This is a genomic window from Acetobacter sp. (assembly GCF_052102375.1).
GTDB lineage: Bacteria > Pseudomonadota > Alphaproteobacteria > Acetobacterales > Acetobacteraceae > Acetobacter.
The window spans coordinates 1-22101 of the sequence record NZ_JBQDXI010000006.1 but is presented as its reverse complement, the minus strand read 5'-3'; the positions used below and the strand labels follow the sequence as shown (position 1 = coordinate 22101).

General features: G+C 55.5%; 19 protein-coding genes. 12 read left to right on the top strand and 7 right to left on the bottom strand.

Features of this window, described 5'->3' with window-relative positions:
• Positions 1 to 108: 108 nt before the first annotated feature.
• From ssb to ACTIDN_RS03825, 5 genes are all read right to left on the bottom strand, one after another.
• Positions 109 to 690, bottom strand: coding sequence for a single-stranded DNA-binding protein (gene ssb, locus ACTIDN_RS03845; protein ID WP_441376041.1), 582 nt, complete (start codon positions 688 to 690; stop codon positions 109 to 111).
• 110 nt (positions 691 to 800) lie between these two features.
• A complete protein-coding gene (rsmD, locus tag ACTIDN_RS03840; protein WP_441376119.1) occupies positions 801 to 1424 on the bottom strand; it encodes a 16S rRNA (guanine(966)-N(2))-methyltransferase RsmD in 624 nt (207 codons plus the stop codon).
• Positions 1424 to 2206 carry a pseudouridine synthase gene (locus ACTIDN_RS03835; protein ID WP_048838890.1) on the bottom strand — a complete coding sequence of 261 codons (783 nt, stop codon included), beginning with the start codon at positions 2204 to 2206 and terminating at the stop codon, positions 1424 to 1426. The genes rsmD and ACTIDN_RS03835 overlap by 1 nt, the downstream gene beginning before the upstream one ends.
• On the bottom strand, positions 2203 to 2931 hold the full coding sequence (locus tag ACTIDN_RS03830) for a gamma-glutamyl-gamma-aminobutyrate hydrolase family protein (RefSeq protein WP_441376040.1): 729 nt from the start codon (positions 2929 to 2931) through the stop codon (positions 2203 to 2205). The genes ACTIDN_RS03835 and ACTIDN_RS03830 overlap by 4 nt, the downstream gene beginning before the upstream one ends.
• Positions 2932 to 3060: 129 nt before the next feature.
• Positions 3061 to 3195 (bottom strand): hypothetical protein, encoded by a 135-nt coding sequence (locus tag ACTIDN_RS03825; protein ID WP_415508837.1) that lies wholly within the window; start codon positions 3193 to 3195, stop codon positions 3061 to 3063.
• A 193-nt stretch (positions 3196 to 3388) separates the two neighbouring features.
• Between ACTIDN_RS03825 and ACTIDN_RS03820 the strand changes: the two genes are divergently transcribed.
• The 5 genes from ACTIDN_RS03820 (at position 3389) to ACTIDN_RS03800 (ending at position 11818) form a co-directional block, all read left to right on the top strand.
• Entirely contained in the window at positions 3389 to 3856 is a 468-nt protein-coding gene (locus tag ACTIDN_RS03820; protein ID WP_441376039.1) for a nucleoside deaminase, read from the top strand.
• A gap of 163 nt (positions 3857 to 4019) precedes the next feature.
• Entirely contained in the window at positions 4020 to 5612 is a 1593-nt protein-coding gene (locus ACTIDN_RS03815) for a trypsin-like peptidase domain-containing protein (RefSeq protein WP_441376038.1), read from the top strand.
• Positions 5613 to 6067: 455 nt separating this feature from the next.
• Positions 6068 to 7201 (top strand): efflux RND transporter periplasmic adaptor subunit, encoded by a 1134-nt coding sequence (locus ACTIDN_RS03810; RefSeq protein WP_441376037.1) that lies wholly within the window; start codon positions 6068 to 6070, stop codon positions 7199 to 7201.
• Positions 7194 to 10283 carry an efflux RND transporter permease subunit gene (locus tag ACTIDN_RS03805; RefSeq protein WP_441376036.1) on the top strand — a complete coding sequence of 1030 codons (3090 nt, stop codon included), beginning with the start codon at positions 7194 to 7196 and terminating at the stop codon, positions 10281 to 10283. Before ACTIDN_RS03810 ends, ACTIDN_RS03805 begins: the two co-directional genes overlap by 8 nt.
• Positions 10280 to 11818, top strand: a complete 1539-nt coding sequence (locus ACTIDN_RS03800; RefSeq protein ID WP_441376035.1) for an efflux transporter outer membrane subunit — start codon at positions 10280 to 10282, stop codon at positions 11816 to 11818. Before ACTIDN_RS03805 ends, ACTIDN_RS03800 begins: the two co-directional genes overlap by 4 nt.
• On the opposite strand, the gene ACTIDN_RS03795 is transcribed toward ACTIDN_RS03800, so the two are convergent.
• Positions 11807 to 12574 (bottom strand): Crp/Fnr family transcriptional regulator, encoded by a 768-nt coding sequence (locus ACTIDN_RS03795; RefSeq protein WP_441376034.1) that lies wholly within the window; start codon positions 12572 to 12574, stop codon positions 11807 to 11809. The genes ACTIDN_RS03800 and ACTIDN_RS03795 overlap by 12 nt on opposite strands.
• A gap of 301 nt (positions 12575 to 12875) precedes the next feature.
• Between ACTIDN_RS03795 and ACTIDN_RS03790 the strand changes: the two genes are divergently transcribed.
• The 6 genes from ACTIDN_RS03790 (at position 12876) to ACTIDN_RS03765 (ending at position 19405) form a co-directional block, all read left to right on the top strand.
• The gene (locus tag ACTIDN_RS03790) at positions 12876 to 13709 is read left to right on the top strand and encodes an OmpW/AlkL family protein (RefSeq protein WP_441376033.1); all 834 of its coding nucleotides are present in this window, start codon (positions 12876 to 12878) and stop codon (positions 13707 to 13709) included.
• A gap of 4 nt (positions 13710 to 13713) precedes the next feature.
• Complete coding sequence (gene hemN / locus ACTIDN_RS03785) at positions 13714 to 15093, top strand: oxygen-independent coproporphyrinogen III oxidase (RefSeq protein ID WP_441376032.1); 1380 nt, start codon at positions 13714 to 13716, stop codon at positions 15091 to 15093.
• 139 nt (positions 15094 to 15232) lie between these two features.
• Positions 15233 to 15910 (top strand): 2OG-Fe(II) oxygenase, encoded by a 678-nt coding sequence (locus ACTIDN_RS03780; protein ID WP_441376031.1) that lies wholly within the window; start codon positions 15233 to 15235, stop codon positions 15908 to 15910.
• Positions 15911 to 16028: 118 nt separating this feature from the next.
• Complete coding sequence (locus ACTIDN_RS03775) at positions 16029 to 17666, top strand: electron transfer flavoprotein-ubiquinone oxidoreductase (protein WP_441376030.1); 1638 nt, start codon at positions 16029 to 16031, stop codon at positions 17664 to 17666.
• A 63-nt stretch (positions 17667 to 17729) separates the two neighbouring features.
• Positions 17730 to 18479 (top strand): electron transfer flavoprotein subunit beta/FixA family protein, encoded by a 750-nt coding sequence (locus ACTIDN_RS03770; RefSeq protein WP_084597683.1) that lies wholly within the window; start codon positions 17730 to 17732, stop codon positions 18477 to 18479.
• A gap of 2 nt (positions 18480 to 18481) precedes the next feature.
• Complete coding sequence (locus ACTIDN_RS03765) at positions 18482 to 19405, top strand: electron transfer flavoprotein subunit alpha/FixB family protein (RefSeq protein ID WP_441376029.1); 924 nt, start codon at positions 18482 to 18484, stop codon at positions 19403 to 19405.
• 95 nt (positions 19406 to 19500) lie between these two features.
• Here ACTIDN_RS03765 and ACTIDN_RS03760 read toward each other — a convergent pair whose 3' ends face one another.
• On the bottom strand, positions 19501 to 20160 hold the full coding sequence (locus tag ACTIDN_RS03760; RefSeq protein ID WP_048839753.1) for a TetR/AcrR family transcriptional regulator: 660 nt from the start codon (positions 20158 to 20160) through the stop codon (positions 19501 to 19503).
• A gap of 195 nt (positions 20161 to 20355) precedes the next feature.
• On the opposite strand from ACTIDN_RS03760, the gene ACTIDN_RS03755 reads away from it, so the two are divergent.
• Positions 20356 to 21843 carry an efflux transporter outer membrane subunit gene (locus tag ACTIDN_RS03755; protein WP_415508850.1) on the top strand — a complete coding sequence of 496 codons (1488 nt, stop codon included), beginning with the start codon at positions 20356 to 20358 and terminating at the stop codon, positions 21841 to 21843.
• Positions 21844 to 22101 lie beyond the last annotated feature (258 nt).

Sequence of the window (22101 nt, the reverse complement as noted above, 5' to 3'; positions counted from 1 at the left end):
AAACCGATTTTTCAAGTGTGTCGAAGGGTGCTGTCTATCCATTATAAAAGAGGTCATAGACCCCTGCTTTGGCCAGAAGAAGGCACAAAGCAGGGAAAAGACAGATTTTTAAAAAGGAATTTCGTCGTCCAGATCATTATTGCCACTGGGGGCATCCCATCCGCCAGAAGCATTCCCGCCGCGTGACGGTGTGTTTTGGCGTGGGGCTGAGCCACCGCCAAAGTCATCACCACCGCGCTGACCGCCGCCGTACCCACTATTTCCGCCACCATAGCTGCTGCCGCCGTAACCGCCGCCGCCATAGCCACCACCACCGCCTTGCTCTTCATCGCTGCCAGCGCGGCTATCAAGCAGGACCAGTTCACCGCGGAAGCGTTCTACGATCACTTCAGTTGTGTAGCGTTCCTGCCCGGACTGGTCGGTCCATTTGCGCGTTTGCAATGCGCCTTCAAGGTAAACCTTACGGCCTTTACGCAGGAAACGCTCCGCGACATCCGCCAGACGATCATTGAAAATCACCACACGGTGCCATTCTGTCCGTTCGCGGCGTTCACCGGACTGCTTGTCATTCCAGGTGTCACTTGTTGCCAGTGGGAAGGACACAATTTTCATGCCGCTCTGGCTGGTGCGGGCTTCCGGGTCTTTGCCCAGATTACCGACCAAAATAACTTTATTAACGCTGCCAGCCATTAGTGACCCCGTTTCATCGTGTTTCTATTCATAAAAGAGTGTCTGACCGTTTAGCGCACCACGCCTGCTCCTGCCAGCCTTCTATTGGGAGCAGGCGCAACAAATCAGATTTAGAGCCGCCACACGGAAAGGCGTGCTGCACCATGTTTGCGCTCAGCCAGCAGAACCCCGGCGTATGCCGGAGGCGGGAGCGGTTCTCCTGCCACGCCATCAGGAGGTGTGGGGCTGGGGTTGGATAGATCTGTCAGTGGCAGGGCCTCATCTGCGGCGGTTTCAATAACGGCCAGTGCGCCATTAGCAATCCAACCCTGTGCAGCAAGGGCCGCCAGAGTGCGGGCAGGAAGGCCTTGCCGATAGGGCGGATCCACAAAAATCAGGGAGCAGGCTGATCTTGCTCGCGGTGGTTTTGTGACGTCCCGGGGGAAGACGCTGCAGCTCTCTTTCCAACCACAACCTGCAATATTGCTGCGTAAAGCGGACAGGGCAGCGCGGTCGGTTTCAAAAAAACTGGCGGATGATGCGCCGCGGGACAGAGCCTCCAGCGCCAGAGCACCGGTGCCAGCAAAGGCATCCAGCACATGGACGCCAGTCAGGAGAGAGGCTCCTCCCCATGGTGCATGAAGCAGCATGTCAAACAAAGCTTGCCGCACCCGGTCTGCTGTTGGCCGCGTATTAGCTCCCGCAGGGGCTGTAAGAATGCGGCCTTTTCTGGCCCCTGCAATAATACGCACGATCAGCCAGCGTGGTGCGGTTTACGTGGTGCGGGTCGTGCGCCAGTTTTTTCAGGCAAGGCCTTGGGAAGTTGGTCGCGTATCACGCGGCTTTGCACTTCTTCCAACTCTCCTCGCAGCAGCGTGCCAAGCTGGAAGGGGCCATAGCTGGTGCGGATAAGGCGGCTGACATGCAGGTTCAGACCCATCATGACCTTACGAATTTCACGGTTTTTGCCTTCACGCAGAGAAACCGTGAGCCACGCATTATCGCCTTTGCGGGAATCCAGCGCAGCTTCAATCGGGCCGTAACGCACGCCCTCAAACACGCTGCCTTCTGCCAAAGACGCCAGACGTGCCTCATCCACCACCCCAAAAACCCGCACGCGGTAGCGCCGGATCCAGCCGTTGGAGGGCAGTTCCAGCCGCCGTGCCAGTTCACCGTCATTGGTAAGCAGCAGCAACCCCTCACTGTTCAGGTCAAGCCGGCCGACACTGATCACACGCGGCATGCCTTCTGGCAGAGAGGCAAAGACGGTCGGGCGGCCTTCCGGGTCCTTGTGGGTTGTAACAAGGCCATCAGGCTTGTGGTAACGCCAGAGACGGGTACGGTCTGGGGCGGATACAGGTTTGTTATCAACCTGTACAATGTCCCCATCTGTTATGAAGGTTGCGGGGTGCGTTACCGGCTGGCCGTTCAGCTTGATACGGCCTTCTTCAATCATCCGCTCTGCATCGCGTCGGCTGGCAACCCCGGTGCGGCCAAGCCATTTGGCAATGCGCTCTCCGCGCGGTTCCTGCGTCACACTTTTTCTCCTGCCGCCTGAACAAAGGCGTTAAAAATCTTACGGTCTGAGGGGTCTATGCCAAATTCCGGGTGCCATTGCACCCCAAGGCAAAATCGGTGGGTTGGGTCTTCAAGGCCTTCAATAATACCGTCTTCTGCCACAGCATTAATTCTGGCGCGACCAGATGTGCGAACAGCCTGATGGTGAGACGAGTTTACTGCCATAGACTGCGTTCTGGTTATGTGTGCCAGAAGGGTGTCGGGCGTTATACTTACGGTGTGACTGGCCTCATCACGCGGGTTGGGCTGCTCGTGGGGCAGGGCCTCCGGGCACGACTCGGGAATATGCTGGATGAGTGTGCCCCCCAGTGCCACAGCAATAAGCTGCATGCCGCCGCAAATTCCCAATACGGGTAGGTTCTGGTGCAAAGCGGCAGAAAGGTAGGCAAGTTCTGCCTGAGTACGCCGTGGCCTGAGAGACACGGTGTCATGGCGTTGTGTCTCGCCATATAAAGCCGGGTCAATGTCAAAGGCACCGCCGGTAATCAGCAGGCCATCAAGGTGCGGCATATAGTCTGCAGCAAGCTGCGGAAAAAGCGGAACTGCAACCGGTAGCCCGCCTGCCGTTGTGACCGCAGACATATAGTTCTCCCGCAGGGCGTACCACGGGAAACGGGAATATCGGTCTTTACCACCGGCCTCGTGGTCAAGCGTAATGCCAATAACAGGGCGGCGTGCGGTCATGGGTGAGCAGTCTTGAACAAAGAAGGCGAATAAGTTCCTGCTCACTGCCATAGAGCCAGTGGTTTTGCACGTTTATTATCAGTATCAGGGACCGACTGTTCCCGTAAGTCGTACAGAGCAGGCGTTTAATCAGCCTGTCAGAACTGAAGAATGCTGGGCAATGTGGGTTCTACCCTGCGCAAAGTCAGGTGTTGCACCGCGGTCAACAACTGACAGACCAAGACCAATGGCAGCAGCTGCCAGGATGAGAGTGAGACTGTGCATCGAACTGATCCCTTCGCGCTTGAAATAGGCTTGGCGCATGACGCTGTGTTACAAAAGCAATCATGGCATCTCTGTGGCATGATGGCAGGGATTTTCGCGCAATTGCAAGGAAAAACACTGCCTTATTTCAGGCATAATGCATCAGACGGCAGAGTGTTGCGTGAGTAAGGAAATATTTTGTGAAAAAGAGCTCATGACAAACGGGATGATGCAGGCCCTAGGTTTGGCACGCACGGCAGCAGAAGTGGGTGAAGTTCCCGTAGGGGCGGTGGTGACGGGACCGGATGGGACGATTCTGGCACAGGCCCACAACCATGTTGAGACATGGCAAGACCCTTCTGCTCATGCGGAAATGTTGGCCATGCGTCAGGCTGTGGCCCTGCGCGGTGGGCAGAAGCTGGCTGACTGTACGTTGTTTGTTACTCTGGAGCCCTGCCCAATGTGTGCGGCCGCCATAACGCATTTTCGGGTGGGGCGAGTGGTGTTTGGAGCGTATGACCCCAAGGGCGGCGGTATGGAGCATGGCCCCAGAGTGCCATACCGGCCTGAAACCTTGCATAAGCCGGAAGTCATTGGCGGTGTACGGGAGCAGGAGTGTGCAGCCCTGCTCAAAGATTTTTTTACGACTTTACGGCGTCAGAAACACACAAACAAAACGTAATGGGCAGTCTTTTGTTTTAACAACAGGAGAACCATCTTATTGCCACAGGCGTTTGCTCTATGACGGATAGCCTCTTGCTGACGGAGCGGGAGCAAGGTGTCACAGGGCCGCGCCTGGGTGGGAAAGCCCCAGCCAGACAACGCAAGGAACAGTCGGAAACGTGATGACGGAAAAAACTGTGTCAAAATTTTTCGGGCGGTCTCGCCGCACTACTCTTATGGCCGTCATGGCCGGTGCAGCTTTGGTGGCAGAAGGCGGGGCAGGCGTTGGGTCTGCCATCATGCTCTCCCATGCTGCACATGCACAGGATGCTGCCGGAGCCATTAAGCCAAGCGGCCCCAGCCAGAAACTCCCGGACTTTGTCGGGCTGGTCAAACAGGTCAAACCTGCCGTTGTGTCTATTACATCCACCATCAAGGCCAGCGCGGTCGAGGGTGAAGAAGGTGGCATGGGCGGCGGTGGCGGTTTTGGTGGCGGCATGCCATTCCCGTTCCCATTCCCGTTCCAGATGGCACCCCAGCAGTCCCACCAGACAATTGAGGCACGAGGCTCAGGCTTCCTTATTTCTGCCGATGGGTACGTCGTTACCAATAACCATGTGGTCAAAGGTGCGACCAAGGTTACGGTAACGCTGGATGATGGCACGACGCTGCCAGCCAAGGTTATTGGCCGTGACGGCAAGACTGATCTCGCTCTCCTCAAGGTCACCTCTTCCCAGAAGCTTCCGTTTATCGAACTTGGCGAATCCGAAGATGTGCAGCCGGGTGAATGGGTCATTGCGGTAGGCAACCCTTACGGTCTGGGTGGTACGGTAACGGCGGGCATTGTGTCTGCCCGCGGGCGTGACATTAACGAAGGCCCCTACGACAACTTCATTCAGATTGACGCGCCAATTAACCGCGGTAACTCCGGCGGCCCGCTCTTCACGCAGGACGGTAAGGTTGTTGGGGTGAATACCGCCATCCTGTCGCCATCAGGTGGTGGGTCTATCGGGATTGGCTTTGCTATTCCGTCCGACACGGTGCGGAGCGTTACGGACCAGATTCGCAAAACCGGGCACGTGGTCCGGGGTTACCTTGGCGTAAACGCTCAGGTTATCTCTCCCGCCATGTCCAAGGCTCTCAACCTGCCAGCTACGGCTGACGGTGTGCCTCCTGCAGGGGCATTGATTGCCAGCGTCAGCCCAGACAGCCCTGCCGAAAAAGCAGGCCTGAAAGCTGAGGACGTCATTACCGCTTTTAACGGCCAGAAAGTGGCTTCCCCGCACGACTTGGCCGTGCGCGTTGCGTCTATCGCTCCGGGCACGGAAGTGAAACTTGACTATATTCGTGGTGGGAAAGCGCAAAATCTGACGCTCAAGATCGGTAATCTGGGAAAAGCCAGTGACGATGGCGGTGTCGGTGGTGCGGCGGCTTCAGGCCAGCATCTGGGCGTATCTCTTGCTCCACTGTCTAGTGACCTTCGTCACCAGCTGGGGCTCAGCAATGCCGTGAAAGGTGTTGTTGTTAATGACATCCAGCCCGGCTCTCCAGCTGATCAGGCAGGTATCCGCCCCGGTGACGTTATTCAGGCCGTTGGGGGACAGACTGTTGAAGTGCCTGCTGCCGCAGTAAGTGCTGTCCGCAGCGCTCTGGCTGCCAAAAAGCCAGTCCTGCTGCGTATCCTGCGGGATGGTCAGTCACTGTTTATTGCTATCTCCCCTGATGGTGGTGGAAGCGCGAACCAGCCTGATGACAATGATGATGACGATAACTGAGTAAAGCACCCTCTCGGGAAGTTTATGGAAAACGCCGGTCCTTTGGGGTCGGCGTTTTTCTTTTTCTGGCTCTCTTGATGGGGGTGATGAAATTTATTTGGCCGCTATCAATGGTTTATAGGGCGGGAAAGAGTTGTTTTTGTTAGGTATAGGAAAAACTATTGTAAAATTTTAATTAAAAAATGATCCCTTTAAAGAACGAAAGATCTGTCTGCTTTAATCAGGGTAAATGAAAACTATGTGATAAAGGCTTAGGGCATACAAAAACCCTATTTTTACCTACACATATAGGTAAGTGATATTCAATTCCTGTGTATAATTAGGTGCTCTGGCAAACCTTTGGTGGCTTCGCTACACAGTTTGCGTCCTGTTTGACACGGTCAAAGGCAGGACACTGTGTGGGCAGGCTCTGGCTGTTGCATAGTGCCAAAATTCTCTGCGTCGGTGCGGATTGTATGATGAAACTGGTTTTTGTTCCCCTGTCTGGTCGTCGCGCTATGCGTTGTGCAGTTTTTTCCACCTTGTTGGCCATAGCGGCCACGAGTGCAGGGGTGCCCGCCTTTGCTGCATCTGGCGTTGTTGTTGGCAAAGATGGCGTACTGACTGTGCCGGAGCAGTCTCCTCTCCGCCAGCGCCTACAGGTTACAGCGGCCGAATGGTCTGCCCCGCGTGATACCTTGTCTGTCCCCGGTTCTATTATGGCGGAACCGTCCCGTGTGGTGCCTGTCTTTGCGCCGGTTACGGGCCGGGTCGCGTCTGTTGCCGTAACATCCGGTCAGCATGTCAAGCGTGGTCAGGTTTTAGTAACCCTGCTGTCGGGCGATACGGCGCAAGCCACAACGGACGAAACAAAAGCCAAGGCCGGTCTGGTGCAAGCCCGCAGCGCCATGCAGCGTGCTCAGGAAGTCAAACAAGCAGGGGGGGCCGCAACCAAGGACGTAGAAGCAGCGCGCGCACTGCTCTCTCAGGCAGAGGCAGAGGAACGCCGCGCACAGGCGCGTCTAGCCGCGTTGACAGACCAGTCTGGCGGAGATGGAACGCTGGTGCTTCGTGCTCCGATGGATGGCGTTGTGGCTACTTTGGCTACCGCTCCCGGTGTTAATATTACAGACCAGACCGTTGCGTTATTAACGGTGGAAGATATCTCCGAGGTGTGGGCCGTTGCCAACGTGGCAGAAGCTGATGGGGATGACGTGCATGTAGGGCAGCCTGTTGCTGTTACCCTCCCTGCACGTGACGGAATTTTTATTCCCGGGCAGGTATCAGCAGTAGAACCAGATCTCCATGCAGACACGCGCCGCATGAGGGCTATCGTACCGCTGGCAAACCCCGATGAAGACCTCAAACCCAACATGTTTGCCATTGTGGCTATACAGCTCAAACAGCCGCCGGGCCTTATGGTTCCGCAGTCTGCTCTTTTAATGAATAATGACCGTGTCACTGTCTTTGTAGAAGTCGCACCGTGGGCCTTCAAACGCCGGGTGGTCACCATTTCCTACGATGAAGGTGAGGACACGCAGGTTCTCTCCGGCCTGAAGGTCGGGGAACGGATTGTGACCCGCGGTGGGGTTCTGCTGAACGATGATTGAGAAAATTATTGCCGTCTGCCTACGGGAGCGGCGCATCGTTTTTGCAGCCATGGCCGTGCTGGCCTTATGGGGCGGCTGGGCATGGAAAGACCTTCCGGTTGAAGCCTACCCAGACCTCGGCGCTGTTTCCGTCCAGATTAGTACCCAAAGTGCGGGTCTTGCTGCGGAGGAAATGGAGCAGCAGGTTACTATTCCCTTAGAGCGGCAGCTTGCGGCCACGCCCGGCTTGGTCAGCAGCCGCTCCAGCAGCACATTCGGCTTGTCTCTGATTAACCTGATTTTTCGGGATGGGGTGGATGTGTATGCAGCCCGACAGCGGGTTACGGAGCAACTGGCACAGGTTACGCTGCCACCCGGTGTGACGCCCAGCATGGGGCCGGTCACCAGCCCATCGGGCGAGATTCTGCGTTATACGCTGGAGTCTGACAGCAAAAATCTGATGCAGCTTTCCGAAATTCAGCAATGGATTGTGGTTCCGGCCCTTACCAAGGTGCAGGGGGTTGCCAGCGTCAGCAATTTTGGCGGCTTTACGCGGGAATACCAGCTTATGCTGGACCCGGATGCACTGGACCGCTTTCATATTGGCGTAAACGATATTCTGGATGCCATCCGCAACAGCAGCATCAATGCTGGTGGCGGCCGCGTTGCACGGGGGGAGCAATCCTACATCGTGCGTGGCGTGGGTATGATCCATACCCTTGAAGAAATGGGAGACATACCCGTCGCCCAGCATGATGGCGTACCTGTCTTCCTGCGTGAGCTTGGACACATGCAACTGGGTCATCAGGTGCGGCAGGGTATTCTGGGTAAGGATTCAAACCCGGATACGCTGGAAGGTATTGTCTCTATGGTCACCGGGGAGAATGCGTCCCATGTGCTGACCCTTCTTCATGCCCGGGTTAATGAGCTTGAAAAGCAACTTGGCCCGCAGGGCGTGCATATTGTGCCGTATCTTGACCGGGACAATCTGGTGCACGCCACAACAGAAAAAGTCACGCACACTGTTCTGGAAGGTGTGGGGCTGGTTTTTGTTATTCTTATTCTGTTTCTGGGCAGTCCCCGCAGCGCCATTGTAGCGGCTGTTACCATTCCGCTGGCACTGGCCGCCGTGTTCGTCATCATGAGCATGCTGAATATGCCCGCCAACCTGTTTTCACTGGGTGCGATTGACTTCGGTGTGATTGTGGATGGCGCCATTGTGGTAACGGAAACCATCCTGTGCATGCGTGAGGCATGGCCAGACCACGTGATGACGCTGGAAGATGTAGAAGGCCTGACCAAGCATGTCGGGCGGGCAATCGTTTTTTCCACGCTGGTTATTATTGTTGCCTATAGCCCGCTTTTCGCCTTTGTCGGGGCGGAGGGGCGGTTGTTCCGTCCCATGGCGTACACCGTTAGCTTTGCCCTGCTGGGAGCTTTGCTGAGTGCTATAGTGCTCACGCCATCCCTCGCTTTTCTGGCCATGCGCAAGCCGCATAAGATTTTCCACAACAAACCGTTGGAAAAACTGCACAGTTGGTACCATGCTGGCTTAGGCCATATTATGCGCAAACCATTGCTGGCATATATCGGGGCGATAGCGGCCTTTGTGCTTGTTTTGGTGCTGGGTGCGCATACAGGCCGTGAATTTTTGCCGGATATGGATGAAGGGGCATTGTGGCTTCAAGTCCAGCTTCCGTCTGGTATGTCGCTGGAAAAAGCCAGCAGCACAGCAGATGAAGTGCGTAAGGCCATTCGCTCCTTCCCTGAAACGTCTTATGCCGTAACGCAGCTTGGCCGGAATGACTCTGGTACAGACCCATGGACACCGTCTCACATTGAAGTGCCCGTTGGCCTGAAGCCTTATTCAGATTGGCCTAAGGGAGAAACCAAAGCGCAGTTTGTAAGCCGCCTGCGTGCCAAGCTGAAGCAGATTCCGGGTATCACTTTCGGGATCAGTCAGCCAATTGCGGACGGTATGAACGATCAGGCAGGCGGGGCCCACTCTGCACTTGTTTTGCGCGTCTATGGTAATAATGCCCGCGAACTGCGGCATATTGGCACCCAGATTGTAGATGTGCTTAAGCATGTCTCCGGTACAACAGAAGCATCGATCTTTCAGGAACCTGAAATTCCGCAACTCAACATTGTTGCCAACCGGCGTGCTGCTGCTCGTTACGGTATTTCTGTTGCAGACATTATGGCTGTTGTGGGGAATGCAATTGGGGATGCACCAATCTCCCAGATTTATATTGCAGACCGCACGTACAATATGACTGTGCGTGTGCCCTCCAAACAGGTCAGCAATTTGCGGGCTCTGGGGCATCTACCCCTTACGGCGGCCAATGGCGCACAAATTCCGCTGGAAATGGTAGCAGCCCTCAGCCTCAAGACTGGTGAGGGCACGATCTCTCATGAAATGACCCAGCGGCAAATCACCTTGCGCGTGGATAACGGCAAACGCCCGCTGTCTGACTATATGGCAGAAGCCCAGAGCCGTATTGCCAGTCAGGTTCATTTTGACCCCAGCCTCTATCGTCTTGAATGGGCTGGGGAGTTTGAGCAGCAACAACGCGCACAGGCGCGTTTGGGTGTGGCTTTGGCTATTATGCTTGCTGTGATGCTCGTTCTGCTGTTTGGCGAATTCCGCAAACTGCGTCAGGCTGTGCTGGTGCTTGCTGTTGTGCCACTGGCTCTGCTGGGCGGATTGGTTGCCCTTCAGGTCCGGGGCGAAACCCTTAACGTGGCCACGGCGGTCGGGTTTATCGCGCTGTTCGGGGTGGCTGTGCAGAACGGTATTATCATGGTGTCCAACATCAACCGGCATCGTGCACAGGGTGTGGCTCTGGCAGAAGCGGTGCAGGAAGGGGCAGGGGAGCGGTTTCGGCCAGTGCTGATGACCGCAACCGTTGCCAGCATGGGTATGTTGCCCGCAGCTTTGGCAACAGGCATCGGAACAGACGTGCAGCGTGGTCTGGCAACAGTGGTTGTGGGTGGCTTGGGCATTGCCACCATTCTCACGCTCTTCATCCTGCCCACGTTTTATTATGAGATGGAAGCATGGTGCGAGCGGCGTGCCGTTGCACGGGAGCCAAAAGCATGAGGCAGTTTCTTCTGGCAGGGTGCAGCTTTGGCTTGGTGGTGCTGGCAGGGTGTGCTGTTGGTCCGGACTTTAAAAAACCGGCAGCTCCGGCTTCCGGCCTGTATGGGCAGGGCAATAAGCTGAGCCGTACACAGGCGGTTACTGGCAAGGCCGAGCAGGATGCTGCCGGACAGCAAGGCGGAGCGCAGGTTTTCCACGTTGGGCAGGATATTCCGGCACAATGGTGGACATTGTTCCGCTCACCGGCGCTGGACCAGCTTGTGCGTAAGGCTCTGGCCAATAATCCCTCGCTCGAATCCGCTCGGAATGCTCTGTCTGCTGCGCAGGAAAACCGGCTGGCACAGCAAAGTGCTTATTACCCCAGTATTTCTGGCAGTTTTAACCCGACCCGTAACAAAACATCTCGCACCTATTCACCTGTGCCCAACAGCAACCAGTGGCTTTACACGGTGCATACGGCACAGTTGAATATCTCCTACGTGCCAGATCTATGGGGTGGGGTACGCCGGGGGGTAGAATCCGCCACAGCCCTGCGGGACGCACAGCGGGACCAGTTACGTGCGGTGCAGCTTACCCTCACAGCATCCGTGGTGCAGGCGGCGATTGACTACGCCACTCTCAAAGAGCAGCTCGACACCACGCAATCTCTTGTTGAGCTACAGCGGAACCTGTTGGACTCCGCCCGTAAACAGGAAAAAGCTGGCGAGTTTTCGCAAAACGACGTGGCTTTGCAGCACACGGCTCTTGCCCAGAATGAAGCCACGCTTGCCCCATTGCAAAAGCAGCTTGAACAGCAAAAACATCTGATTGCTGCACTGGTGGGTGATACGCCAGACGTGCCGCAGCCAGAGTTCAGCCTTAAGGACTTTACACTGCCGGCTGATCTTCCCGTCAGTGTGCCCGCACGGTTAATAGAGCAAAGACCAGATATCCGGACCGCGCAGGCTAACTGGCACGCAGCCTGCGCACAGGTTGGGGTCGCTGTGGCCAACCGGCTCCCCAATATTCAGTTGGGCGCTACCCCCGGTTATGCTGCGGCCTCTATTGCGCAGATGGCAGCCCCCGGTTACGGGCAGTGGACCATTGCCGCCATGATAACGCAGCCATTGTTTGACGGAGGGCTTCTCAGGCACCAGGAAAACGCGGCCCGTGCTGCGTATGATCAGGCTGCGTCTGACTATCGGAGCACGCTTCTGTCCGCATTGCAGGATGTAGCGGACACATTCACCGCCCTGCGGCTTGATGCCACAACACTGGCGGATAACGCTGAGGCCGCAACCGCAGCCGGAGACAGCCTGCGTATTGCGCTAGCCCAATATAAATACGGTGCCATCAGCCAGATTGTCATGCTGGCTGCCCAGCAGGCGCATCTGCAAACAGAGCTTGCTCTGGCACAATCCCGCGCTGACAGACTGGCAGATACCGTAGCTCTGTTTCAGGCTCTGGGCGGCGGATGGTGGAACAGCAAGGAGTCCGAGGCGCCGCATAATCCGTCATGGCACCCGGACAAGGGTTTGGCGGTGTTACTGCCCTAACGCCAAGCTTTCCAGTTGAATGGGGGCAAGGATGCGAATGCCATGATGATCCGTGCCCGCAATCAGCCCCTCCCGGCGTAAGGCGCTGATGGTCCGGCTTACGGTTTCAATGGTCAGGCCCAGAAAATCGGCAATATCCACCCGTGTCATGGGGAGGGAGACAAGTGGTGTATCATCTTGCTTCTTGTGACACGGAGCCTGAATGGTGCGGGACAGCAGAAAACTGGCCACGCGTTCACGTGCTGTTTTGCGGCCCAATAGCAGCATCTGGTCCTGAGCACCTGCCAATTCGTCCGCAATACCTGCCAGTAGGCGGCGTTCAAACTGGGGGTAGTCTGTCAGCAGGGACTCCAGACGAGTGCGCGAGAAACGACAAACCGTGACAGCGTCCACCGTCTCTGCACCAAAAGAGTAAAAGCCGGCGTTTGTCAGCCCCAGAAAATGGCCCACATCTGCAAAGCCTGTAATTTGCCGTCGGCCATCAGGCAGGGATTTGAAGAGCTTTACGGTGCCCCCTGTCACATTGAAAAAAGCTGTGGCAGGCGCACCTTCCTCTACCAGCGTCGTGCTGGGCGGGAAGGAGAGAGTTTTTGAAGCCTGTGCCAAAACGGCAAGGTCATCATCGTCAATGGCGTTACAGACGCTTTTTTCACGTACATCGCATACCAGACATCTCCGCAGATCATCCCCAGCGCTCAGCACCAGCCGTCTTCGTATTCTGGTGGGGGTAATTGGGGTCTGTGTATCTGCGGACATAAGGTGGACTATCCCGGAAAATCGGCCCTGCAGGGCAGAAAACTGCCCAAAAAACAGGTAGATAGAAGGTATAGATAAATCTTACGTTGTTTTTGATATAAATCAAAGCCAAAGCGGACGCTTTGCCCAGCCTCATTTTATGCTGCCCCCGCCACAAACAGTCCTGTGCCGGAAGTGTGCTTTTAAAGACACAGTATTTTCCGCATAGCCAGTAGAGATTGATCTAAATCAAGGTCTCTGCGACCTGTGCATGATTTTTCCAGCTGACATATTACAACGCAGTTGGAAAAGTATAACGGCAATGCTCAAGTTTCGTTCATTACTGACAGCTATTACCGCAGGTGTTGCGGCTCTGTCCGGTAGCGCCATGGCGCAGACAGCCGTGGCTCCAGCTTCGGCAAATGCTCAGTATGTCAACGCACCGGTCATGACGCAGATCCCGTCTGCTCCCCGTCCGTCTGGGCATTGTGGTCTCTTCCAGACCTGCGCCAGCACCAAAATCGGCCTTGGCCGGGGTGACTTCATGATACGCTTTTCCGGTGTGGGTATTCTGCCGCAGGACCGTGATAGCAATGTGAGTGTGCACACAGGCGGTGCCTCTATCCCCCTGCACAACACGCATCTTTCCACTACTAACCAGGCAATGCCTGAGTTGACGTTGGAATATTTCCTGACAGACAATGTGTCAGTTGACTTGATTGCAACCAGCACTCGGCATGAAGTTGCGGCTATTGGTAGCGATGTGCCTGCTTTGGGTGGTCCTCATAAGTTGGAGGTTGGTAGCGCATGGGTGCTGCCACCGACCCTTACTTTTGCATGGCACTTCCGCCCACACAAACGCTTCAACCCTTATGTTGGCGTGGGTGCAACGGCTATGTGGTTCCATAGCATGCATGCGAACAAAGGTAGCGAACTGGGCCTGACCAAACTAAACGCTGGTTTTACAGGTGGTCCGGCTGTTAACGCAGGCTTTGACTATCAGCTTGTTGGTAACTGGTTCTTTAACGCTGACGTCAAGCAGGTTTTTGTGCGTATGCATGCTTGGGCACAAAATCCGGGCGAAACCCTGCGGGTTCGTGCACACGAATCTCTCGACCCGACAGTGGTTTCTGCTGGTATTGCTTACCGGTTCTAAGACCATGGGCGCGGCATCTGTTTCTGACCTAATTACCCGTTACGGCGGAAACCTGCCGCGCTACACAAGCTACCCGACTGCCGCCAGCTTTACGGAGGCAGTCGGTCCTGCTCAGGCAGAAGGCTGGCTACGTGCCTTGCCAGCAGAGCAACCGCTCTCTTTGTATTTTCATGTGCCTTTCTGTGATGAATTGTGCCGCTTTTGCGGGTGCAATACCTCTGTCATGCGGCGTGATGACGGGCGTCAGGCCTACGGAGACCTGCTGCGCGAGGAACTGAGGCGTGTTGTAGCCCTCATTGGGTCACAGCGGCGCGTACGCCACGTGCAGTTTGGCGGGGGCACACCCTCTACACTCCCCGAATCTGCTTTGCGGCAGATCATGCGCTCCGTGCGCGCCATGTTTCATGTTGAGCCCGATGCAGAGTGCTCCATGGAGCTTGACCCACGGCATGTGCCACAGAATTACCCGGCTTTGTTGGGGGAGTTGGGTTTTACACGCATTAGTCTGGGTGTGCAGGACCTGAACGAAAAGGTGCAGGAAGCCTGTGGGCGGCACCAATCTTTTGAACAGACGGAAGCCTGTGTCTCTAGCGTGCGGGCAGCCGGTGTGTCTGGCATCAATGTCGATCTGATTTACGGCCTGCCATACCAGACAGAAGAGAGCGTGGCCGAGACCGTGCGTCAAATTGCCTCTCTTCGCCCGGATCGTCTGGCGGTTTTCGGGTACGCGCATGTGCCATGGAAACAGAAGCGCCAACGCCTGATTCCTGAGGCGTCTCTTCCCGGCCCAATGGAGCGTCTGGCGCAACGGGCCTGTATGGACGTTGTCTTGCAGAAGCACGGCTATGTTCCTGTTGGCCTGGACCATTACGCTCTGCCTGATGACGCTCTGGTCAAGGCAACCAGCGAGGGTACCCTGCGCCGTAACTTCCAAGGCTATACTACCGACTCGGCTGATGCGCTGATTGGCATGGGTGCTTCCGCCATTTCCATGTTGCCCGGCGGCTATACGCAGAACATTACGGCAGTTGCTCCCTATGTTCGGGCTTTGGCGGATTCGGACCATCTGCCAGTCGCGCGGGGTGTTGCCCGTACAGCGGATGACCATCTGCGCGGCAAAGTGATTGAGCGCCTGATGTGTGACATGGGTGTGGATCTGGCCCAAATGGAAGCTGGACTGGATGTTTTTACACCCGAATTGGAAGGACTGGCCCCCTTTGTGCAGGACGGTCTGGTGACTGTAACTGGCGCAAAAGTGCAGATGACAGAAAAAGGCCGGCCCTTTGTGCGTAATGTTGCAGCCTTGTTTGATACGCACCGTAAAACTCTGGCGCAGGCCTCTGTCGGGCAGCCTGATCCGCAGCGTTTTTCACGCGCTATCTGAACGTCTCTCTCTTTGTTGCGTATAAGCATATGTTGATCGTGCGACCATTTTGGCGCATGGAAAAGGCAGTTTGCTCCATACTGTAGCCAGAGTGGTGTGCAGGGAGTGGCATTTATACCGCAACTGAAGGACAGGGCAGATGCAGTCTGAAGCCCAGGTTTTAGGTGCTGGCGCAGCTTCGGCATTCCCCCAAATGCTGGCGGCCACGCCTGTTAAACACCACCCTTACCAGCACTGGATGCTGGATACTGTTCTGGAGCCTGATGCCTGCGACGCTCTGGTTGCTTGGGACCCAGGTACAGAAGCCCGTGCCGGGGACGTTGGGGGGCGGCGGGAGACACGCAACAAATTCCGTGTCTTTGTGGATAAAACCACGCGCGCGCAGGATGCGCGTCTGGACCGCTTGGCGCATGTGTTTGAAAGTCAGACTGTCCGTCAGGCTTTCGCCCAACATTGCGGTGCCCAATTGGATGATGCCGCCCTACGTCTGGAGCTATGTCTGGATACGGATGGCTTCTGGCTTGAGCCCCATACGGACATCGGTGCCAAGAAACTGACGCTTCTGGTTTCCCTTTCTACCAATGATCATTCGGGGGAATGGGGCACGGACCTGATGTCACCAGATGGCGAGTCTCTGGCGCGTGCTTCTGGCTCGTTTAATTCTGGTGTTCTGTTTATTCCGTCCGACAAGACATGGCACGGTTTTGTCCGCCGCCCGATAGAGGGTACGCGTCGGACTCTTATTGTGAATTATGTTGATCCAAGCTGGCGGGCTGTGCACGAATTGGCCTTTGGTCCTGTGGCAGCGCAGCAATAAACATTATAAAACAAGGTTTGGCGCAGCTCTCCCCCAAATGGGGGAGAGTGCTTTTGCAATGTAGCCTGAGTAGGCATGAAGAGGGCCCCGCGCCGCTATCGGGGAGTAGAGAGCTGGGATGAGTGACACTGTGCGTGAGTCAATGGAGTTTGACGTTGTTATTGTGGGGGGCGGCCCCGCTGGCCTTGCTGCGGCCATACGTCTGCGTCAGCTTTCCCCGGAAACAAGTGTCTGCCTGATCGAAAAAGGCAGCGAAATTGGCGCACACATTGTCTCCGGCGCGGTGATCGAACCCCGAGCCCTTGAAGAACTGCTGCCGGACTGGAAAGAGCGCGGAGCGCCTCTGAACACCAAAGTGGCTGCAGAAGAAATGCTGTACCTGACGGAAACCGGCAGTGTGCGCGTTCCCATGCTCGACAAATTCATGCCGCACATGGCCAACCACGGCAATTATATCGTCAGCCTTGGTGAAGTCTGCCGCTGGCTTGCGGCACAGGCTGAGGAACTCGGGGTTGAAATTTACCCCGGTTTTGCCGGGGCTGAAGTGCTGATTGAAAACAATCGGGTAGTTGGCGTTGCAACTGGCGATATGGGTATCACGCGGGATGGGCAGCAAGGCCCAAACTACCAGCCCGGTATGGAGCTGCGCGGCACCTACACTCTGTTTGCTGAAGGGTGCCGTGGTTCCCTGACGAAGCAGGTGATGGCGCATTATGACCTGCGTAAAGAGGTAGACCCCCAGACATACGGCCTCGGTATCAAGGAAGTATGGGAAATCCCTGCTGAGAAGCATAGACCCGGCCTAGTACAGCACAGTTTTGGCTGGCCTATGGACGACCAGACTTATGGCGGTGCCTGGTTGTACCATTTTGGCGAGAATCTGGTTTCTTATGGATTTGTCGTAGGGCTGGACTATCCCAACACGTGGCTTTCTCCTTTTGAGGAAATGCAACGTCTGAAATTGCACCCGGCCTTCCGCAAACATCTTGAAGGTGGTCGTCGCGTTGCTTACGGCGCTCGTGCCCTGTCCGAAGGCGGTTTGCAGGCCATCCCACGTCTCACATTCCCCGGTGGCGCTTTGATTGGGGACTCCGCAGGTTTCCTCAACGTACCCAAAATCAAAGGTACTCACACGGCTATGAAGTCCGGCATGTTGGCGGCAGAAGCTGTGGTGGATGCCATGCAGACGGAGCGCGTAGAACCTGCGTCCTTTACACAGCGGGTCAAGGACTCCTGGCTGTGGGAAGAACTTCGTACCGCCCGGAATATCCGGCCGGCTTTTGCCCGTTTCGGCATGAAGAAAGGGGCTGTTTATTCAGCGCTGGATGCCATGATCTTCAAAGGTCATGCCCCATGGACCCTTCACTTCAAGCATTCAGATAATGAAGTGCTCAAACCGGCGTCATTGTGTGAAAAGCCAACATATCCCAAACCAGATGGGCAACTGACATTTGACCGATTGTCTTCGGTTTTCCTGTCCGCCACCAATCATGAGGAAGATCAGCCCGTTCATCTGCGGGTCAAAAATCAGTCTCTGTGGAAAACCGTGAACTGGGATGTCTTCCGTGCGCCGGAAACGCGCTACTGCCCTGCGGGCGTGTATGAAGTGGTGGAAGAAACGACAGACCCACGTCTGCAAATTAACGCGCAGAACTGCGTGCATTGCAAAACCTGTGATATCAAGGACCCCGCACAAAATATCGACTGGGCGGTCCCTGAAGGCGCTGGTGGGCCTAACTATCCGGCCGGTATGTAAATTTTGTTAAAAATGCTGTATGCCCCCCTCTGAACGATCCTGCATCTGCAAGCGAAAGAAGCCATGAAGATTGTAGTACCTGTCAAACGGGTTGTGGATTACAACATCAAGCCCCGCGTAAAGGCAGATGGTAGCGGCGTTGAAACCGCTGGCGTCAAGATGTCCATGAATCCCTTCGATGAGATTGCGGTTGAAGAAGCCGTCCGCCTCAAGGAAAAAGGGGCCGCGACTGAAGTTGTCGTGGTGTCCATTGGTGTCCAGCAGGCGCAGGATACCCTGCGTACCGCTATGGCCATGGGTGCTGACCGTGCCATTCTGGTTCTGGCAGAAGAAAGCCCGGAACCTCTGGCAGTGGCCAAGGTGCTCAAAGCCATTGTGGCCAAGGAAGAACCCGGCATGGTCATTCTTGGCAAACAGGCCATTGATGATGACATGAACGCCACAGGCCAGATGCTTGCTGGCCTGCTTGGCTGGGGTCAGGGGACTTTCGCTGGTAAAGTGGATGTTGCCGATGGCACCGTGCGCGTCAGCCGTGAAATTGATGGTGGGACGGAAGATGTCTCCCTCAAGCTGCCAGCCGTTGTAACGGCTGACCTGCGGTTGAACGAGCCACGTTATGCCTCTCTGCCCAACATCATGAAGGCCCGCAAAAAGCCGCTTGAAACGCTCAATGTGGCAGACCTTGGTGTCGATACCACGCGCCGCCTGACCATTGTGTCTGTGGCTGAGCCTGCACAGCGTCAGGCTGGTGTCAAAGTTGGTTCCGTAGCGGAACTGGTTGAGAAACTGCGTAACGAAGCGAAGGTAATCTGATCATGACCGCTCTTGTTCTTCTTGACCACGAAGAAGGCCGGATCAGACAGGCCGCACTTTCTGCCATTACCGCGGCAACCCAGTTTGGGGATGTGCATGTACTGGTCGCTGGTGATGAGTCTGTAGCTCAGGCTGCTGCCAAAATTGCCGGTGTCTCAAAGGTCCTGCATGCAGCCGATGCCCGCTACGCGCATGAGCTGGCTGAGCCTCTGGCTGCTCTTATCGTGTCGCTGGCTGACAGTTATGATCAGATCGTGGCTGCGGCAGGTGCTGTTGGTAAGAACGTGCTACCCCGCGCTGCAGCCCTGCTGGACGTACAGCCAATCCCTGACGTGATCCGCATTGTAGACGCCGATACGTTCGTCCGTCCCATTTATGCAGGAAATGCGCTGGCAACCGTCAAATCGTCTGACAGCAAAAAAGTGCTGACGGTTCGTAGTTCTGCCTTTGATGCCGCCGCAGCTGAAGGGGGTTCTGCTCCGGTTGAAGCGGTTGCTCCGGCAGAAGACCCAGCTCTTTCTACTTTCGAGGCCGTTCACCTGTCCGAATCCGAGCGTCCTGAGCTTGAATCAGCACGTGTGGTCGTATCTGGTGGCCGTGGTCTTCAGAGTGAAGAGAAATTCAAGATTCTTGAACCTCTGGCAGATACACTCGGGGCCGCCATTGGCGCATCCCGCGCTGCTGTGGATTCCGGGTTCGTGCCTAACGATTATCAGGTCGGTCAGACAGGTAAGATTGTTGCACCAGAACTCTATCTTGCCTTCGGTATCTCCGGTGCCATCCAGCATCTTGCTGGCATGAAAGACAGCCGCGTCATTGTGGCCGTCAATAAAGACCCGGAAGCGCCGATTTTTCAGATTGCAGATTACGCCATTGAGGGAGACCTGTTTGAGGTCGTGCCCCAGCTGACAGACTCTCTGAAATAAGCGTTCAGGCTCACACTAAAAAAGCCCGCATGTGCCTCAGGTCATGCGGGCTTTTTTATGCTGTCATGTTGGGTGGTAAAAACGGGCCTTACAGGTCAGGATGCTTTATCGGTACCATAGGCGGCAAGAAAGACATGCACGGCCGCATGAATCACTTTTTCACGGTCAGCGTCTTCATTTTCCAAAGGCATGTTGAAACGCTTGCGGTGGCCAATGCGTGTCTGGCAGAGGGTAAAAAACTGCTCAGCGGCAAAAACCGGGTCGTCCACATGCAAAGCGCCGCGGTCAACCTGTTCCTGAATCCAGTTGGATAATGTCCCAATCGCCAGCTTTGGGCCATGCTGCCAGAATACGGTAGCCAGTTCGGGAAAGTGCGGCGCTTCGGAAACAATAATCCGGTACAGCATAATGCTTTCTGGTGCCGTAATCAGGTGCACCATGGCCCGCGCAATGGCAGCCAGTTTTTCTTTGACCGGTAGGTTAACAGTCTGGATGGGAGCAAGGGCCGCAGGCAGCTTTTCGCGGCAGTTCTGCTCCACAAAAGCCGCAAACAGGTCAGCTTTGTTCGTAAAGTAATTGTAAAGCGTCCCTTTGGAAACGCCTGCCTCCCGCGCAATGGCGGACATACTTGCCCCTTCAAAGCCGTGGTTGGCAAAAATCACCTTGGCACCAGACAGGATCTGTTGTCGTTTTGCTTCTGACTCCCCCGTGCAAGGCGTGGGCGTCAGGTGGGATGGGGGAGGTGCAGCAGACATGATGAAAGGCTTATTCCCAAGTATGACGATTGACGCAACATCGAAAAACGCTAGGTTAGCATGCTGACCGAACCGATCGGTCAGCGCAAGAACGGTTCGGTATAAATTAGAAATTTCGTTGGGAGCGGACGGGTGGCAAAACGGTACGCGCTGGGAGCAAGTACTTTGGCTCTGGCATTTCTGCTGGGCGGGTGCATGGTTGGCCCGGATTTCAAAAAGCCAGCCACATGGACACCAGAGCAATGGCAACATGCCAAACTGGAAGGGTCATCCCGCGCACTCAGCGTGCCAAGTGACCAGGCCCCGGATCCGGAGTGGTGGTCAGCCTTTCATGACCCGGAACTCACGTCACTCCAAAAACGTCTCGCCTCTCAGAACCTTGATATTCTGCAAGCAACAGAGCAGTTGGCGGTTAGTCGTGGTCAGTTAATTATTGCTGGGGCAGAGCGCTTTCCCAACCTTGCGGCAACTGGCTCTTACAAGCGGGCGCAATATAGCAGCAAGCAGATCTCGCGTATTATCGACCGCGTGAAAAAGAATGTCTCGGACAACTATCTACAGCCCGACCAGACCGAGATGCTGTCTTCCCTGTCCTCAGATGTCTCCATCCCCTTGCTCAACCAATGGCAGGATGGCTTGCAGGCAAGTTGGGAAGTGGACCTGTGGGGCCGGGTTCGTCGTCAGTATGAAGCCGCGAAGGCTTATCTGACCGCAACGCTTGAAGAAAGACGCGGCATTCTTATTGCGCGGCAAGCTGAACTTGCTCAGGACTATATGTCCCTGCGTGGGTTACAGGAGCAGTTGCGTATTACCAAAGCCAACCGTGATGCCGCCCAGAATCTTCTTAACCTCAGCTCATCCCGCTATAAAAGTGGGCTAGTCAGTGAGCTGGATGTTGAAAGCGCCCGCTCACAGGTTGAAGAAACAAACGCCCGCATTCCTCAGTTTGAGCAGCGTATTGCGCAACAGATCAACGCTATTAACCTGCTTATGGGGACTCCACCTGGCTCCCTGAATGCTGAGCTGGAGCAGGCTGCTTCAATTCCTATGGTGCCAGCTACAGTGCCTGTAGGGTTGCCATCAGAAGTGGCGCGCCGTCGTCCTGATATTCGGCAGGCGGAAGCTGAATTGCACGCAGCAACAGCCGAAGTCGGGCAAGCCGAGGCGGACTTCTACCCAAAAGTCACTATTGATGCCGGTTTTGGTTTCCAATCTTTCTCATTCCGCGACCTTGGGTTCTGGAGCGCACGCGCCTGGAATGTGGGGCCATCCATCACATTGCCTATCTTCCAAGGGGGCCGTTTGAAAGGCCAGCTTGAAATGAAGAAGGCCTCTCAAAAAACGGCTGCGCTGCGGTACCGTAAGACCGTCCTTACAGCATGGAACGAAGTCGATAACGCTCTGACGGCTTATGAAGCTGAGCAAAAGCGCAATAACGCGCTCAAGACACAGGTGGCGTCAGACGAGCGCTCCCTGCATCTTGCGCAAGAGCAATATAAACATGGGCTGCAAAGCTTTCTGCAGGTTCTGGATGCAGAGCGGCGTGTTCTGGCGTCACAAACGCAGTTGGCGGACAGCACGTCTGTTATCGCTAACAATCTTGTGCGTCTCTATAACGCGTTGGGTGGGGGTTGGGAGACAACATACCCAGATGCACCAGCCAGGCAGGCACAGCATAGTTAAGCCGTATTACAGTGAGCTCTTTTGAAAGGCCGACCAGTTTACTGGTCGGCCTTTCTTATAAGGTCCTTCCCCGTTGTAGCAGGCGTTAATCCCGGCAAAAAACCGATTCCACGCAGCAGGTAAACGCTTGTGGAGAAAGAAAAATAGACAAAAACGGCAGAAAACCGGCATGGTTTCATTAGTGTTATGATTTTTAAGTCAAAAGAGTGAAAGAAATATGAAATAGGGTGTTGACGGTGTTTGTGAGTGGGTATAGAA

Coding starts and splice junctions, on each gene's coding strand:
- ACTIDN_RS03770 (WP_084597683.1), top strand. CDS start 17,730: ATGAAGATTGTAGTACCTGTCAAACGGGTTGTGGATTACAACATCAAG.
- ACTIDN_RS03810 (WP_441376037.1), top strand. CDS start 6,068: ATGATGAAACTGGTTTTTGTTCCCCTGTCTGGTCGTCGCGCTATGCGT.
- ACTIDN_RS03815 (WP_441376038.1), top strand. CDS start 4,020: ATGACGGAAAAAACTGTGTCAAAATTTTTCGGGCGGTCTCGCCGCACT.
- ACTIDN_RS03755 (WP_415508850.1), top strand. CDS start 20,356: ATGGTTGGCCCGGATTTCAAAAAGCCAGCCACATGGACACCAGAGCAA.
- ACTIDN_RS03820 (WP_441376039.1), top strand. CDS start 3,389: ATGACAAACGGGATGATGCAGGCCCTAGGTTTGGCACGCACGGCAGCA.
- ACTIDN_RS03775 (WP_441376030.1), top strand. CDS start 16,029: ATGAGTGACACTGTGCGTGAGTCAATGGAGTTTGACGTTGTTATTGTG.
- ACTIDN_RS03825 (WP_415508837.1), bottom strand. CDS start 3,195: ATGCACAGTCTCACTCTCATCCTGGCAGCTGCTGCCATTGGTCTTGGT.
- hemN (WP_441376032.1), top strand. CDS start 13,714: ATGGGCGCGGCATCTGTTTCTGACCTAATTACCCGTTACGGCGGAAAC.
- ssb (WP_441376041.1), bottom strand. CDS start 690: ATGGCTGGCAGCGTTAATAAAGTTATTTTGGTCGGTAATCTGGGCAAA.
- ACTIDN_RS03780 (WP_441376031.1), top strand. CDS start 15,233: ATGCAGTCTGAAGCCCAGGTTTTAGGTGCTGGCGCAGCTTCGGCATTC.
- ACTIDN_RS03765 (WP_441376029.1), top strand. CDS start 18,482: ATGACCGCTCTTGTTCTTCTTGACCACGAAGAAGGCCGGATCAGACAG.
- ACTIDN_RS03805 (WP_441376036.1), top strand. CDS start 7,194: ATGATTGAGAAAATTATTGCCGTCTGCCTACGGGAGCGGCGCATCGTT.
- ACTIDN_RS03795 (WP_441376034.1), bottom strand. CDS start 12,574: ATGTCCGCAGATACACAGACCCCAATTACCCCCACCAGAATACGAAGA.
- ACTIDN_RS03790 (WP_441376033.1), top strand. CDS start 12,876: ATGCTCAAGTTTCGTTCATTACTGACAGCTATTACCGCAGGTGTTGCG.
- ACTIDN_RS03760 (WP_048839753.1), bottom strand. CDS start 20,160: ATGTCTGCTGCACCTCCCCCATCCCACCTGACGCCCACGCCTTGCACG.
- ACTIDN_RS03800 (WP_441376035.1), top strand. CDS start 10,280: ATGAGGCAGTTTCTTCTGGCAGGGTGCAGCTTTGGCTTGGTGGTGCTG.
- ACTIDN_RS03830 (WP_441376040.1), bottom strand. CDS start 2,931: ATGACCGCACGCCGCCCTGTTATTGGCATTACGCTTGACCACGAGGCC.